Genomic DNA, 15,255 nt, shown 5'->3' with positions numbered 1-15,255 from the left:
AGCGAGCCACCGATGCCGGCGCCGCGCCTGCTCCCGGTCGACGGCGCAGGCCCCGAAGACGTCGCCATCCACCCCGACGGCACGGTCTACACCGGCGTCGAAGACGGCCGCATCCTCGCGCTGCCCGCGGACGGCGGCGCACCCCGGCGGGTAGCCGAAACGGGTGGGCGACCGCTCGGCGTCGAGATCGCCGCCGACGGCGCGCTGCTGGTCTGCGACGCGTACCGCGGGCTGCTGCGCGTCGATCCGCGGTCGGGCCGGGTCGAGGCCCTGATACCGGCCGGCGACGCGCTCACCGTGTGCAACAACGCCGCGATCGCCACCGACGGCACGGTGTACTTCAGCGACTCCACGCGCCGCTTCCCGCTCGCGTACTGGCGGGCCGACCTGCTGGAGCACTCCGGCACCGGCCGGCTGCTGCGCCGCACGCCCGACGGGGCGGTCGACGTGCTGCTGGACGGGCTGCACTTCGCCAACGGCGTGGCGCTGGCCGCCGACGAGTCCTATGTGGTCGTTGCCGAGACCGGCGCGTACCGGCTCAGTCGACTGTGGTTGACAGGGTCGCGGGCGGGGCAGCGCGACACGCTCGTCGACAACCTGCCGGGGTTTCCCGACAACCTGAGCACGGGGTCAGACGGCCGGATCTGGATCGCCATCGGCAGCCCGCGCAACCGGCTGCTCGACTGGGCACACGCCCGCACACCGCTGATCCGCCGCACGGTCTGGGCGCTGCCGGAACGCCTGCAACCCGGCCCGGAACGCACGGCGTGGGCGATGGCGGTCGACGGCACCGGCCGGGTGGTCGCCGACCTACAGGGCACCGGCGACCGGTACCACTTCGTTACTGGGGTCCGCGAGCACGGCGGACTGCTCTACCTCGGCAGCCTGGTGGAGAGAACGATAGCTGTCGTCGACCTTTTGTGAACCCCTTGAATATGGGTCCTGATTAATGTTAGGAAGGGTGCGGAGTTGTCGGGCTATGTTCGGGTCTGTGTGATCCGGTTTGGGGAGGCTGTCGATGTCGCGCCGTGCTGTGCTGGCTTCCCTAGCGATCACCGTCCTGCTGTGGCCCGGCGGCGCACCCGCCAGCGCCGCGCCGCCACCGGCCACCGGCCCAGCCACAGTGGACGACGTCTACCGGTACCTCGACGACCCCGGCATGACCGGCGAGGGGCAGCAGCCGCCACACGCGCTCCTGCGGCCGTACGCGGACGCCCGAACCGCCGCCGCTGACATCACCGACCACAGTGCACGGTCGCGGTGGACCGCCTCGCTCAACGGCGACTGGAAGCTCACCATCGCCGACCGCCCCGGCGACGTGCCCGCCGGCTTCCACGGCGAGGAGTACGACGTCTCCGGCTGGCCCACCGCCACCGTGCCACACACCTGGCAGTCCGACTTCGTCGACCACCCGATGTTCCGCAACATCCCCGAGGAGATCTGGCCCGACGACCCGCCGAGGGTGCCGCGCGATGTCAACCCCACCGGCGCGTACGTGCGCTCCTTCCAGGTGGCGCCGTCGTGGTCGGGCCGGCGGAGTTTCCTGCGCTTCGAGGGCGTCACCAGCGGGTACTTCGTGTGGGTCAACGGGCGGTACGTCGGATACGACCAGGGCGGATACACGCCGGCCGAGTTCGACGTCACCGACTTCACGCACGCCGGCACCAACCGCGTCGCCGTGCAGGTGCACCGCTGGGGCTCCGGCGCCTACCTGGAAGACGTCGACCAGTGGCGCTACAGCGGCATCTTCCGGGACGTCTGGCTGTACAGCACGCCGCAGACGTACCTGCGCGACGCGTACATCACCACCGACCTCGACCAGTCTTATGTGGACGCTTTGCTGACGGCGCGGGTGTCGGTGGCCGGCCCGTCGGATGGATACACCGTGCGGGGCACGCTGCTCGACGCCCGAGGCCGCAAGGTGACCACGATGACCGGCACCGGCACGCTGACCGCCACCGTCGCCGACCCGGCCAAGTGGAGCGCCGACGCGCCCAACCTGTACGCCCTGGTGCTGGAGCTGCTCGGGCCCGACGGCCGGGTCACGCACACCACCGCGCAGGCCGTCGGCTTCCGCGAGGTCGAGGTACGTTCGGGTACAGCCGGAACGGCGCAGATGCTCGTCAACGGCCAGCGAGTGCTCATCAAGGGCACCAACCGCGCCGAGACCGAACCGGACACCGGACGGCACGTCACCCGGGCGGCGCAGCGCCGCGACGTCGCGCTGATGAAGAAGCTGCACATCAACGCGGTACGCACCTCGCACTACCCGTCCGACCCGTACTTCTACGACCTCGCCAACCGCGAAGGGCTGTGGGTCGCCGACGAGGTCGACATCGAGACGCACTCGCACGAGAACTGCCCCAACGACTGCCTGGCCTCCCGGCCGGAGTGGCAGGCGGCGTTCGCTGACCGGTTCCAGGCGATGGTTGCCCGCGACAAGAACCACCCGAGCGTCATCATCTGGGACACCGGCAACGAGGCGGGGCTCGGCACCGCGCACTTCGCGATGGCCACGTGGGCTGACGCCAACGAGCCGACCCGGCTGCTGTACCACCAGTCCAACAGCCCCAACGGCGACGCGCCGTTCGCCGACGTCTGGGGGCCGCGCTACCCGACCCCCGGATACGTCGAGTCGATCGGCCGCACCGCCACCCGCCCGATCGTCTTCGGCGAGTACGCCCACGCGATGGGCAACAGCGTCGGCAACTTCGACCGCTTCTGGGCGCTGGTCCGGCAGTACCCGTCGTTGCAGGGCGGGTTCATCTGGGACTGGGCGGAGGCCAACCTGCGGCAGCCGCTGTACCTCACGCCGGACTCGTCTCCGGGCGGCATCCAGGCGTTCCTCGTCGGCAAGCCCACCGTGGCGTCCGGCCAGCTTGAACTGTCCAGTCTGGACGACTTCGTCAGCACATTCCGCGATCCGCGACTGGATTTCACGGGGACCGCGGTGACGCTGGACGCGCGGGTGCGACCCGGCGAGTGGGCTGGCAGCTTCCCGATCGTCACCAAGGGCCGCGCGTACGCCCTCCAGATGCGCGACCGGACCACGCTGGAGTTCGGCGTTACCACGGACGCTGGCTTCGCCACGGTCACCGCGCCGGTGCCCGCCGACTGGTACGACGCGTGGCACCGGGTCACCGGCGTGTACGACGGGGCCGCGCTGCGGCTGTACGTCGACGGTACCGAGGTGGCCACCGCCGCCCGCACCGGCCCCCTGGACCCCGGCCTCTACGAGGTCAACGTCGGGCGTAACGCCGAGACCCAGCAGGACGACCTGCGCACCCGGCTCGCCCGTGGCTCGGTCGACTGGGTCCGGGTGTACGGCGCGGCGGTCCCACCCACGGCCTCGCCACCATCACCGGCGCTGGCCCTCGACTTCGACCGCGTCGAGCGGCAGGGCGACTTCGACAGCCTCGGCATCAGCCTGTCCGGCACCGATGGCCTGGTCGGCACCGACCGGTACCTCCAGCCTGAGACCGTCGAGGTGGCATGGGCGCACGCCCCGATCCGGTTCAGCCGCGCCGCCGGCGGCCGTATCAGCGTCCACAATGAACAGACGGCTGGCGCGCTCGACACGACACTGCGCTGGAAGCTCCTCGAGGTCGACCGCACCCTGCGCGAGGGCGGCCGGCGCGTGCGCCTCTCCCCCGGCGAGACCGTGACGCTGGACATCCCCACGCCGTCGACCAACCGGCACGACCGCGCCCGCCGGCTCCAGATCGAGGCCGTCGGCGACGACGGGCTCCGGTACGGCTGGGACGAGTTTGACGCGGGCGGGCGCGTGGTGCCCGGCGTCTCGCGCCCCGCTCCGGCGGCCGGTCCCCGGCTCGCCAGCGACGCCTCGGCGATCGTGGTCTCCGGCAAGGGCTGGACGTACCGATTCGACACCGCCACCGGCACGCTCCACTCGATGACCTCGGGCGGCCGCGAGCTGCTGCGCGCCGGCCCGCAGCTCGATGTGTACCGGCCACCGACGAGCAACGAGACGTACGGCTGGGGCACCGCCGACCGGGAGATCTGGCACCAGCTCGGCCTCGACCGGCTCCAGACCTCGGTCACAGGCGTGACATCGTCCACGGTGGACAACTCAGCCGTCGTGGAGGTGAAGAGCGTCGCTCGCGGCTCGGCCACCTTCGAGATCGAACAGGTGATGCGGTACCGGATCGACGGCCGCGGCACGATCACACTGGACCACCGGGTCACGCCGCGCGGATCGGGCGCGAGCCGGCTGCCGTACCTGCCCCGGGTCGGCGTGCAGATCCAAGTGCCCGACACGATGCGCCAGTTCGCGTACTACGGTAAGGGTCCACATGAGACGTACAACGACCGGTCGAGCGGCGCGTTCACCGGCGTCTGGCGCACCACCGTCGACAAGGAGTACGTGCGGTACTCGCGGCCGCAGGCGTACGGCAACCACACCGGCGCGCGGTGGGCGACCCTACACAACGGGCGCGGCGGCCTCCTCGTCGGTGGCGACATCGACGTGAGCGTGACACCGTACGACGAGCTGGCCCGCGCCGAGTACGACTTCCAGCTCCCGCTGGTGCGCAACGACGGCTGGGTCACTTTGCACGCGGCGGCCGGCGAGACGGGCATGGGTGAGACACCCAACTCGGTGCTCAGCGAGTACCGGGTGTCGCCGACCCGCACGCACGCGTACACCTTGGTGTTGCGGCCCTTGACGCGCGACGAGGTGCGGGCCGACGGCGTGGTCGACTCCCGCGCGCCGGCGCCCTGCCCGCCGGACGTCGCCGTGACGACGGACGGGCAGATCCGCCCCGGCGTGCCGCACCCCGTCACCGTCACCGTCACCGAGCGCTGCTCCCTCGATGACGTGGCGGTCGCGCTGGCCGCGCCGGAGGGTTGGGCCGTCACGCGCGTTGGCCAAACGGAATTCACGGTGACCGCCCCTTCGTCCACCGACTTCGGGTCCTATAGCCTCACCGCCACCGTCACCGCGCGGTCGAACGGCTTCCCGGTGAGCGTCGACGCGACCGCGACCGTGCGCGCCCCGCTACCGGCGGGCGGGCAGTGGGTGAGCGACCTGCCGTTCCTGGTCGCCGAGAACGGCTGGGGCCCGGTCGAACGCGACCAGAGCAACGCCGAGCAGCCCGCCGGCGATGGCCGGCCGCTCACCATCGGCGGCGTCGTGTACGAGAAGGGCATCGGCGCGCACGCGACCTCCCGCGTCGTGGTCGACATCCCGGCCGGCTGCACGTCGTTCCGCGCCGACGTGGGCGTCGACGACGAGATGGGCAACAGCGGCTCGGTCGGGTTCGAGGTATGGGTCGACGGCGAGCGGCGCGCCGCGAGCAGCGTGCTGACCGGCTCGGCAGGCGCGGAGCCCATCGTCGCGGACGTGACCGGTGGCAGCCATCTGGAGCTGCGGGTGACCGACGGCGGCAACGGCAACGGCGCCGACCACGCCGACTGGGCCGCCGCCCGCCTGCTCTGCACGCCCTAGCGGGCGGCATCCCGCGCGGGCTTTAGATCGGGCGTTTACGGTGGCGCGGTGGAGTACGCGCGGACGCTGGCCGCCGCGACCCTGGCCAACACCGTCGGCCTCGGGCTGTGGTTGGCCGGGTCCGCGATGTTTCTCACGCGCGGCGTCGGCCTCTCCCCCGCGGAGGTGGGGCTGGGGCTGACCATCGCCGGGTTCGCCGGGCTGTGCGCCACCGTGCCACTGGGGCACCTCGCCGACCGGCGCGATCCGCGAACCCTGCGGATCGTCGTGCAGGTGCTCCAGGCCGCAGTCGCCGCGTCGTACCTGCTGGTCCGATCGTTCCCCGCGTTCCTGGTGGTCGCGATCGTCGACGCGCTGCTGGTCGCGGGCAGCCTCACGCTCCGGGCGGCGCTGATCGCCGCGGTCGCCGGCCCGGCTGACCGGGTGCGGGTCTTCGCCATGCTGCGGGCCGTCGCCAACGTCGGCATCAGTGTCGGCGCCGCGCTGGCGGCGCTCGCGCTCGTCGCGGACACCCGCACCGGGTACGCCCTGCTGGTCGCCGGGAACGCGACGACGTACCTGATCTCGGCCGCTCTCCTCCTGCGGCTACCGGCTCAAGTTCCCGCCCCGGAGGCGCCGCGCGCCCGGCGCTGGGAAGCCCTGCGGGACCGGCCGTTTCTGGCGGTGACCGCCGCGTCGGCCGTCATGTCGCTGCACGAGGTGGTGTTGAGGCTCGTCCTGCCACTGTGGATAGCGACGCAGACGCAGGCGCCCCGAGTCGCCATCTCCGCGGTGCTCGTCGTGAACACCGCCCTGACGATCCTGCTCGCCGTGCGCGCGAGCCGCGCCGTGGGCAGCGCCGTCCACGCTGGACAAGCGATGCGCCGCGCGGGCTTCCTGCTCGCCGCCGCGATGCTGCTCTACGCGGCCACCGGCGGCATGTCGACCGGTACAGCCGTCGTGGTGCTCCTGTTGACGACCGCGCTCTACACGATCGGTGACCTGCTGCACGCGACCGCCGCGGCCGGGCTGTCGTACGAGTTGGCCGCGCCACACGCGATCGGGCAGTACCAGGGCGTGAGCCAGCTCATGACAGGGCTGGCGCGCGCGGCGGGCCCGGCGCTGCTGACCGTCGCGGTGCTCGACGGCGGCCTGCTCGGCTGGGCCGCACTGGCGAGTGTTTTCGCGCTGGCGGGCATCACCGTGCCACTCCTCACGCCCCAATCGGCACCACGCCCGGACGCGGTGCGGCATTTGCCCTGAATATGCCGGCAGGGCCATGCGGATCACGAGCCTGGCCTCAGTAGTATCCGCAGGGAGAGCGGGAGGTTGGGGAGATGCAGCCAGACAGTCCATACCGGCTGATCGAGGCGCTCGGGTCGTCTCAGGTCGGCAGTGTCTGGTCGGCCGTCGACGCGGAGGGCCGGTCGCTGACCGTCGCCGTGCTCGACGCCTCCGTGGCCCTCGACCAGCGCTGGCGTGACGCGTTCGCCGCCGCGGCGAACGGGTTTGCCCAGCCGCAGGCCGGCGGGCCCCGGGTGCTGTACACGGACTTCGCGGCGCCGGCGCCCTGGGTGGCCTGCGCCTCGGAGGGCGGGCCGGGCGCCGAGCACGTGTTCCTCGCGCTGGGCGTCACCTACCAGCCGGTGCCGCCAGATTTTGGCGCGCCCGCCGCGCCGGTGACCCCGACGGCGCAGCAGCCGGCCGAGCTGGCAGAGCAACCGCCCTTCGAGGAGCCCACGACAGTCCTACAGTCGCCGAACGGCGCCGAACCGCATGCGGTCGAGTTTCCCGACCCCGAGACCACCCAGCCCACCCCGCATCTCAGCCAGCCCTCGGCCATTCCGATCAACCCGTGGGCCGCGGGCCCACCCCAGCCGGCGTCGGTTCCGGCGCAGCCGATCTCGGGTCCGCCGCAGCCGATCTCCGTGCCGCCCGACCTGCCACCGGACTCGATCTCTGGGCCTCCGCACTCCGTTTCGGTGCCTCCGCACTCCGTTTCGGTGCCTCCGCACTCCGTTTCGGTGCCTCCGAATTCGGTATCGGTGCCGCCGCACTCCGTCTCGGGCGTGCCGCAGTCGCCGGTACTCGGGCCGATGTCGCCCGTCGCCGACCTGATCTCCCCCGCTGGCGGGCAGGCGTCCCCCGCGCTCGGACCCCTGCCGCCCACCACCGGCCGGTCCCCGTACGACACCTACTACCCGGGGCCCGGTGCGGCGCCTCCCGCTCCGCGCCGCCGGCGAACGGGCCTATGGGTCGGGCTCGCGGTGGTCATCGTGCTGCTGCTCGCCGGTGGTGGCACGTTGGCCGCGCTCCAGTTGGGCGGCGGCGATCCGGAGGCCTCGCCGACAAAGAGCACGGCGCCCGCGCCCATGCCCGCCTCGTCGCCGCTCAGCCCCGGCGTCGAGCCGCCCAACCCCGGTAACTGGAACACCGACTGGCCGAAGTTCACCGGCGTCGACAAGGTGCAGCGGCTGAGCCTTCCGGGCATCGGCTTCGACTTCACCGCCCCCGACAACTGGCAATGCGTGCGCAACGGCACCGGCGAGGGCTTCGCCAAGTACGACTGCGGGGTGTCTCCGGGCACGAACCCGCAGATCGGCGGCGAGGTGGTCGTCCGCGCCTGCCCGGCGTCCTGCGACGAAAGCCAGCGGATCGAGATGCGCAAGGCTGAGGAGGCCTGGGGCCTGCGGTGGAACCGCGCGTCCCGGCTCGCCGCGTACGCCGAGACCGACCAGATCGACGGCGCGGCCCGCTACGGCCTGGTCATCGTCGCGTACTGGCGCAGCACTCCGGACGGAGCCGTTGACCGCCAGCTCGTCTTCCGCATGACATCGCCGGTCGACCAGGCCGACGTGCTGCGCAAGGTCGCCAACTCGGTCCGGGTGGGCGCGCTCTTCTAGGGCTGCGAGACGCGCACGACCTGGAATTCCAACGTGCCCGGGCGGTTGAAGCCCAACCGCTTGTAGTGGAAGCCGTCGAACGGTGCCGCCCAGCCCAGTTCCGTCGGAAACGACACCATGAGCGGCCCGGTCGCCAGCGCCTCCGGTACCCGGAAGCGACCTTGCTCGGTCGTGGCCAAAAGCGGCGTCCAGTCCTTGAGCACGGCGTTGCCCAGCGCCATTAGCAGGCCGTCCGGCTCTGGCGTGAACCGCGCCACGAGGATCTCGCCCTCCCCCACGGTCGGTGTGGAGACGACCTCACCGGCCGCGACCTCGCGGGTCTCGACGGTGCTCGGCGCCGCGCACCGGTCGGCGCCGTGGTGCAGCGTCGACCAGCGGCCGGCGCTCGTGCCCGGCGTGTAGTTGCAGGCCAGCGCGAGCAGGTAGCGCGGCGTCTCCCAGCGCGCGTTGCGACCGTCGAAAGCCTCCCGGTCTTCGCGCAGCACGATCTGGTCGGCGGGTGCGGCCACAATCGCGCGGGCGTTCAGCTCGTCGAGTTCCGGCGTGTAGGCCGAGTACGCCTGGAAGACGGGCACCGGGCGCCAGTCCATCGAGTACGTCCACGGCAGCGTCGCCTCCCATGGGTCGACGCTGACTGGGTGCCCGACGGTGGCGGCCACCATGCTCTCCGGCAGCTGGTACTGGGCTCGGGTGCCCCGCTTGGCGCTGGCGAGCAGATCGGCCCGGTACTCGTCGTTGAGCAGCGCCTCGACCGAGGTGCGCCACCGGTCGCGGGCGGCGAGCGGGTCGAACTGCTGGATATCGCGCGGCACCAGCGCGAACGCGAGCGCGCCGGTGACGAGCACCGCGACCGGCCGCCTGGCGTGGCTGGCGAGCGCGAGCAGCAGGAAACCCGTGATGACGAAGAATGTCGCCTCGTGGCCGACGTCGTGCCGGGTGAACCCGTGCTTGAACCCGAACTCCAGCAGTGCCACCACGAAGAGCATCGAGCCGGCGGCGGCCACGCCCCGGTGCCTGGCCGCGCGCACGCCGACCACGATCGCGACCAGCGCCAGCACCGCCGCGAGCACGTAGCCGAGCACGTTGTCCGGTTGCTCGCGGGTCATCGCCTCCTGGTACCCGCTCGCCACCCGCCACGAGTCGCGCAGCCACGGCCCGAGATTGCCCAGCGGCTGGCCGGCGGCGAGCCATCCGAGCAGCAGCACGACGAGGAAAGCCCCCACTCCCGCGCCGGCCTGCCAGGCCAGCGCTCGCCACGAGCGCACCGTGATCGCGACGATCCCGGCGAGAGCGAGGATCGCCACTCCCTCGGAGAACTTCACCTGTGTCATCAGCGCCGCGAAACCGGCGAGCGCCGCCGTGGGCCAGGCATCGCGCCATCCGGCGGACCGCGTCGCGAGCGCCGCCTGGCGCTCGATCGCCAGCGCGGCGAACACCAGGCTCGCGCACAGCAGGCGCAGGCCGGGGTCGCTCGATGGCGTGCAGAGGGTCAGGGCGAAGGCCACCGGCGCGGCCACCGCAGGGCGCCAGGTCCGGCGCAGGCAGATGTACCCGGCGACGTACATCGCCGCGGTGGCGGCCGCCACGAAGAGCAACCCCAGCGTGTACTGGGGCGCGTCGACGATCAGCGGACGCTCCACGAAGCCCCACGGCCCGTACGTGAACAGCACGTCCTCGCCGAACCGCCAGTTGTCCAGGGCGGCGATGTTGATCGCGGTGATCCAGCTCCCGTCAAGGCCGGCGCGCGGCACACTGGCGCCCTGGGAACCGCCGAGCGCGACGGCGGCGGCGAGCCCCGCGAGCGCGGGCCACGGCGGCCGGACGGGACGCGGCAGGCGCAGCCGAACCCGAGCCTTCGGCTCCGGCCGCCCTTCGTCGACCGTGACGGGTGGATCGGTCGGCTTGGTCATGGTCATCTGTGGGCTCCGGTGGCGGTCACCGGGGTCGCGGTGACCGGCGTGCCGACGAGCCGCGCCGCGAGCGCGTGCCGGCGCCGCGCGGGCGGCAACCCCACCAGGAACTCCGGGAACATGCCGAAGAACGTACGCGCCGCCCTGACCTCCAGCGTGTGCGCCCTCGACCAGCGCAGCGAGTTGGTCGCGCGCGCCCAGTCGTGGGTCCACCGGACGTCGCCGAGCACCGCCACCGGCTGGCCGTGACGCCAGGCGCGCAGCCCCACCTCGTGGTCCTCGTAGTAGAGGAAGAACCGCTCGTTCCAGCCGCCGATCGCCAGGAAGTCGGCCCGCCGCGCCGCCACGGCCGCGCCCATCACCCAGGCCACCCAGACTGCCTCGCCCGGTGCGGCGGTCAGCCGGTATCCGGCGTGCAGTTTCGACAGGGGCCACATCTTGCGGTTGCCGAGCTTGGCGGTGGCGTACGGGAAGCCGCGACCGTTCGGCTGTACGGCACCGGTCGACGAGAGCAGTTGCGGTGCGACCAGCCCGCCGTGCAGGTCGAGGTGGGCCGCCAGCGGGCCCATCCCGTCCGGGCGCACCCGCAGGTCGGGGTTGGCGAAGAGCACGTAGTCGCTTGTGGACTCCCGCAGGCCGGCGTTGTTGGCCTTGGAGAAGCCGACATTTTCGGGCAGCCGGATGACCCGCGCCCCGAGTTCCTCGGCGGCCTCGGCGGAACCGTCCACAGAGGCGTTGTCGACGACGATCCAGTCGTACGGCTTGCTCGGGTCGCCCCAGCACCGCCGCAGCGTGTCCGCGGAGTTGTACGTGACCGTGACGACGCTCCACCGTGGCTGGGTCATCGCGCGCTCCTGGTGCGTAGGTAGCCGGCGAGGGTACGGATGCCGAACCGTGCGCCGCGCCACTGCCGGCGGGCGCGCGGCGCCTCCAGCAGCCCTCGGCCCACGCCGCGCAGGAACGGCCGCAGCAGCCCTTGGCGGGCCCGCCGCAGGGCCAGCGCGAGATGTGCGAGCGCTATGAGCGGTACGGCGAAGACGGTCAGCGGGCCCGAGAACGTCCGCGCCGCCACGAGGAGGCGGTTGCGGGCGAGCAGGAAGGCTCGGAAGCCCAGCAGGGCCGGGTCGGCGCCGACGCTGTGGCCGCCGTGATGCGGCAGCGCCAAGGGCAGCACCCGGGTGCGAACACCGGCGGCGTACAGGCGGTAGGCCAGGTCGGCGTCCTCGCCCCAGGCGAAGAGGTGGGCGAAGAGCCCGTCGAACCGCCGGTACAACTCGACGGGGAACACCGCGGCGCCACCCGAAGGTCCGAGCGGGCCCCGGTTCGCCGCCGCGAGCCGGTCGATGAAGAGCGATATCGGGTGCACGTCGATGCCGGCGTACTTGTTTCCGTGCATCGCCAGGCCGACCGCGATCGGCGCGTCCGGCGCCTCGCGGATGGCGGACAGGATCCGGTCCAGCGAGCCGTCGGGCAGCCACACGTCTGGGTTCAGCAACAGCACGTGGCTGGCCTCCACGACGTCGACCGCTCGGTTGCAGGCGGCGGCGAAACCCGGGTTCGAGGCGTCGGGCAGGTAGGCGTAAGCACTCTCGTCGAGGCAGTCCGCGACGACCTTGTCGCAGCCGTCCGCGGGCCCGTTGTCGGCGAAGACGAACCGCACCGGCAGCCCCTCGGCGGCGCGGACCCAGGTCGGCAGCGTCTCGGCGAGCATCTCGCTCGACCGGTACAGCACCGTGACGATAGCCAACTCGATCACGTAGCCGCCCTCCCCAGCCGGTGCAGCACCCAAAGCCCAGGTATCAGGCTCAGCCACGTCGGATAGATGAACGGGTACAGCTCGTACACGCCGAACACCGCGAAGTACACGACAAACGCGCGGCCGAGTTGGGCCGCCGGGCTCGCGGAGAACTCCAGCCGCCGCTCGGCGAACCCGACGCCGAGGCCGAGCAGGACGAGGAACGCGGCGGCACCCACCGGCCCCCAGTCGAGCACCGGGATCGCCGCGAAGGTTGCCGTGTTCATGTAGTACGGCAGGCTCAGCTGCGACGTGGCGCCGTACAGGTCGACCGTTCCGACGATCGGCTCGACGCGCGAGCCGAGAAACAGCAGGGAGTACCCGCCGTACTCGGGGTCCATCGTGGAGCGTTGTGCCCAGAGCCGCCCGAACGTCTCCACAGACGAGCTGAGCGACAGGTCGAGCGAGCCGACGCTGCTGGAGACGACGTTGTCGCCGTACTTGCTGCGGAACTCGTCCTCGAACGTGCCGGAGCCCGCCAGCGTCCGCTGCCCGCCGAGAAACACCGCCGTGCCGACCGCCGCGACACCGAGCAGGAGCACCGCGACGACCGGCGCCTTCGGGATCGTCCGCAGCACGCGCGGTCGATTCCGGCGCACGGACAGGGCCGCGACGAGTGCCGGCACGACGCCCACGAGCACGGAGTTCTTGCTGGCACCGAGCGCGGCTCCGCAGGTGAACACGGCCGCGAGCGCGAGGAAGAACAACAGTCGCGGGCCGCGCGTGGTCAGGGCGCGCAGCAGCGAGATCGCCATGCCGAGCGTCCACGCCTCGGAGAGCAGGCCGACGAAGATGTTGGCGCGCTCGCGCAGCACCTGCCTGGCGGCGTCGGGGTTGGCGTCGAACAGTGGCGGGGTCACGCCACGGAAGCGCAGGAACGCGGCCACCACCCCGACGGCGAGCAGCAGTGCCAGGTAGGCGAGGACCCGCCGGTCACTGGGCCAGCCCAGTAGGGGCCGTTCCTCGGTCGAACGGGCCGCCAGCCGGCGGCCCACCACCCACGCGATGAGAAACGCGCCGACGTACAGCCCCAGTACGGGGACGGCCGCCCGGCCCGCCCAGGAGTCGTACGGCCCGGGCAGCACGTACACAGCGACGAACACCGCCGTCCACGCCGCCGCGCACATGGCCACGCCCCACATCCGCGCTCGCGCCGCGAAGACCGCCCCCGCCGCGAGGGCGAGCGTCATCGCCGCGCCGACGTCCACAGTGCACAGGGCCAGGAACGCGGCCGCGGTGAGGGGAGCGACCGCTGGCCAGAACCGCTCAGCCCGGGTCATGACCGACTCCGCGGTAGAGGTCGAGCCAGCTTTCAGCACATCGAGCAAAGGAGAACTCCTGCGAATACCACCGCGCCACCGAGCGCCGCTGTATGGGGGATGCGCCGCTGCCGGTCGCCTTCTGGATGGCCGCCGCCATGGCCGCCGGTGACAGGGCCGCCTCGTACGCCAGGCAGCCGTCACCGTGCCGCGTGATCTCGGCCAGTCCACCGGCACCCGAGTGCACGACAGGCACGCCGAGCGACATGGCTTCGAGCGCGCTGCGGCCGAACGACTCCACACGGGACGGTACGAGCAGGCAGTCGATGCCGCGCAGGAACTCGGCGGCGTCGACCCGGCCTACCGCAGTGACATTCGGAGCCGCGGGTGCTGGGATCGACCCACCGCCCGCGACGAGGAACGACACGTCGGGCAGCGCCGCGGCGATGTCGCCCAGCAGGTCGGCGCCCTTTTCCCGCTCCAGCCGGCCCAGGAAGCCCACCCGCACCGGGCCGGACACCGGCTGGTCGGGCACCTCGGCCGCTGGCCACACCGCCGGCAGCGGGTTGGGTATCACGTGGACGTTGCCGACGTTGCCGCGCTCCCGCAGTTCCCGCGCCTCGAACGCGGAGACAGCGACCGTCGTGTGTGGACGGACGCGACGCATCAGCAGGTCGAGGGTGATGTTCACCTGTACCGCCGCCTTGGCGCGTGCCGACGCGGCCGTGTCCCGGTACTGCCACAGGCTGTTGTGCAGCGCCACCACGAGCGGCAGCCGTCGCCGCGGGCCGCGCAGTGCCGCCCGCGCGTGCATCGCGGCGGAGAGCAGGTGTGCGCTGACCACGCTCGGCCGCACCTCGGCGACCACCCGACGGATCTCGCGCACGTAGTTCAGGTCGATCCGGCTCGTCGCGCCCATCCGCAGCCACGGCACGCCCGACTCGCGCAGCGCGGCGGCCACCTCGTCGTCCGGGGTACCCGCGACGACGTCGACGCCGCGCGCCGCGAGCGCGGGCAGCATCTCAACGAGGAACCGCTCGGCGCCACCGAGTTGCCGGCGCCCCGATCCTCCCGTGGTACAGACGAACAAGACCTTCATCGCGCCCGCATCCCCTCGACGGCGCCCTTGGCGATGGCCCGGCGCAGGGCGTTGCGCCCGATCGCCGCGCGCCACAGCACGCCCGTGACGTAGGCGGCGCTCGCCATCTCGCCGCGCCAGCCGGCCAGCTCGCGGCTGGCCCGGATGAACTCGCGGGTCTGCCGCCGGGAGATCTCCTCGGAGCTCCAGCGGCGCTTGGCGCTCGCGTCGTCCTCGTGGGTGACGACCGCCTCCGGCACGTACGCGAGGCGCTTGCCGAGCTTGCGGACCGCCCAGCACAGGCGCAGATCCTCGGAGTAGAAGAACGACGACTCGTCGACGCCGCCGATCGCGTCGAGCGTCTCCCGCCGGATCGCCACGAACGGGCCGGAGAGCCAGTCGGCGCGCTCCGGTGTCGCCACGATGCGAAGGCTCGGCGCGAGCAGGCTCAGCCCGGTGGCGTGGGCGAGCCCGGCGGGTACGGTCAGGAACCGGCCAGCGGCGGTCTGGTCGGCGCCCGACACGTCCAGGACGCGCGGAAACGCGGCGCCCACAGCGGGGTCGTCCAGCTCGCCGGCGAGAATCGACAGGGCGTCCGGGTGCACGACGATGTCGTTGTTCGACAGGATCACCGTCGACCGCGTGCAGTGCCGCACGCCGAGGTTCATGCCCTTGGCGTATCCGAGGTTGGTGTCGGCCCGCACGTACTTCGCGCCTGTCTCGTCGCACAGCGCACGCAGCGCGGCGCCGACCTCCGGAGCGCTGCCGTTGTCGACGACGATCACCTCGGCGCCGGCGGGCATCGACCGCACGCACGCGGTGGTGCGCTCGTGGTCCTCCCACGTCAGCACGACGACCGACACG

At 72.3% G+C, this 15,255-nt stretch carries 10 protein-coding genes; 4 read left to right on the top strand and 6 right to left on the bottom strand.

The window, feature by feature from the left end; genetic code table 11:
- Positions 1-12 precede the first annotated feature (12 nt).
- The 4 genes from V6V89_RS22830 to V6V89_RS22815 all read left to right on the top strand — a co-directional run bounded on the left by V6V89_RS22830 (position 13) and on the right by V6V89_RS22815 (position 8,349).
- On the top strand, positions 13-924 hold the full coding sequence (locus V6V89_RS22830; protein ID WP_334621278.1) for an SMP-30/gluconolactonase/LRE family protein: 912 nt from the start codon (positions 13-15) through the stop codon (positions 922-924).
- Between the two features lie 94 nt (positions 925-1,018).
- Positions 1,019-5,467: a glycoside hydrolase family 2 TIM barrel-domain containing protein gene (locus V6V89_RS22825; RefSeq protein ID WP_334621277.1), complete on the top strand. Its 4,449-nt coding sequence runs from the start codon at positions 1,019-1,021 to the stop codon at positions 5,465-5,467.
- 48 nt (positions 5,468-5,515) lie between these two features.
- Entirely contained in the window at positions 5,516-6,709 is a 1,194-nt protein-coding gene (locus V6V89_RS22820; RefSeq protein WP_334621275.1) for an MFS transporter, read from the top strand.
- A gap of 74 nt (positions 6,710-6,783) precedes the next feature.
- Positions 6,784-8,349 (top strand): hypothetical protein, encoded by a 1,566-nt coding sequence (locus V6V89_RS22815; RefSeq protein ID WP_334621274.1) that lies wholly within the window; start codon positions 6,784-6,786, stop codon positions 8,347-8,349.
- On the opposite strand, the gene V6V89_RS22810 is transcribed toward V6V89_RS22815, so the two are convergent.
- Genes V6V89_RS22810 through V6V89_RS22785 form a run of 6 tightly spaced genes read right to left on the bottom strand, consistent with a single transcriptional unit; the run spans position 8,346 to position 15,254 of the window.
- On the bottom strand, positions 8,346-10,265 hold the full coding sequence (locus tag V6V89_RS22810; RefSeq protein WP_334621273.1) for a hypothetical protein: 1,920 nt from the start codon (positions 10,263-10,265) through the stop codon (positions 8,346-8,348). The genes V6V89_RS22815 and V6V89_RS22810 overlap by 4 nt on opposite strands.
- Entirely contained in the window at positions 10,262-11,104 is an 843-nt protein-coding gene (locus V6V89_RS22805; protein ID WP_334621272.1) for a glycosyltransferase family 2 protein, read from the bottom strand. The genes V6V89_RS22810 and V6V89_RS22805 overlap by 4 nt, the downstream gene beginning before the upstream one ends.
- Positions 11,101-12,015 (bottom strand): glycosyltransferase family 2 protein, encoded by a 915-nt coding sequence (locus tag V6V89_RS22800; protein WP_334621271.1) that lies wholly within the window; start codon positions 12,013-12,015, stop codon positions 11,101-11,103. The genes V6V89_RS22805 and V6V89_RS22800 overlap by 4 nt, the downstream gene beginning before the upstream one ends.
- Positions 12,012-13,334 (bottom strand): hypothetical protein, encoded by a 1,323-nt coding sequence (locus V6V89_RS22795; RefSeq protein WP_334621270.1) that lies wholly within the window; start codon positions 13,332-13,334, stop codon positions 12,012-12,014. Before V6V89_RS22795 ends, V6V89_RS22800 begins: the two co-directional genes overlap by 4 nt.
- Positions 13,321-14,412 (bottom strand): glycosyltransferase family 4 protein, encoded by a 1,092-nt coding sequence (locus V6V89_RS22790; protein ID WP_334621269.1) that lies wholly within the window; start codon positions 14,410-14,412, stop codon positions 13,321-13,323. The genes V6V89_RS22795 and V6V89_RS22790 overlap by 14 nt, the downstream gene beginning before the upstream one ends.
- A complete protein-coding gene (locus tag V6V89_RS22785) occupies positions 14,409-15,254 on the bottom strand; it encodes a glycosyltransferase (protein WP_334621268.1) in 846 nt (281 codons plus the stop codon). The genes V6V89_RS22790 and V6V89_RS22785 overlap by 4 nt, the downstream gene beginning before the upstream one ends.
- Position 15,255: the final 1 nt, after the last annotated feature.

The organism is Micromonospora sp. CPCC 206061, assembly GCF_036906915.1.
In the GTDB taxonomy this organism is placed as follows: Bacteria; Actinomycetota; Actinomycetes; order Mycobacteriales; family Micromonosporaceae; genus Phytohabitans.
The sequence above is the reverse complement of the archived record's forward strand: the minus strand, read 5'-3'. Positions and strand labels throughout refer to the sequence as shown.

Excerpts from the sequence above, each read along its gene's own strand:
- V6V89_RS22825 (WP_334621277.1), top strand. The coding sequence starts at position 1,019 with ATGTCGCGCCGTGCTGTGCTGGCTTCCCTAGCGATCACCGTCCTGCTG.
- V6V89_RS22790 (WP_334621269.1), bottom strand. The coding sequence starts at position 14,412 with ATGAAGGTCTTGTTCGTCTGTACCACGGGAGGATCGGGGCGCCGGCAA.
- V6V89_RS22815 (WP_334621274.1), top strand. The coding sequence starts at position 6,784 with ATGCAGCCAGACAGTCCATACCGGCTGATCGAGGCGCTCGGGTCGTCT.
- V6V89_RS22830 (WP_334621278.1), top strand. The coding sequence starts at position 13 with ATGCCGGCGCCGCGCCTGCTCCCGGTCGACGGCGCAGGCCCCGAAGAC.
- V6V89_RS22810 (WP_334621273.1), bottom strand. The coding sequence starts at position 10,265 with ATGACCATGACCAAGCCGACCGATCCACCCGTCACGGTCGACGAAGGG.
- V6V89_RS22795 (WP_334621270.1), bottom strand. The coding sequence starts at position 13,334 with ATGACCCGGGCTGAGCGGTTCTGGCCAGCGGTCGCTCCCCTCACCGCG.
- V6V89_RS22805 (WP_334621272.1), bottom strand. The coding sequence starts at position 11,104 with ATGACCCAGCCACGGTGGAGCGTCGTCACGGTCACGTACAACTCCGCG.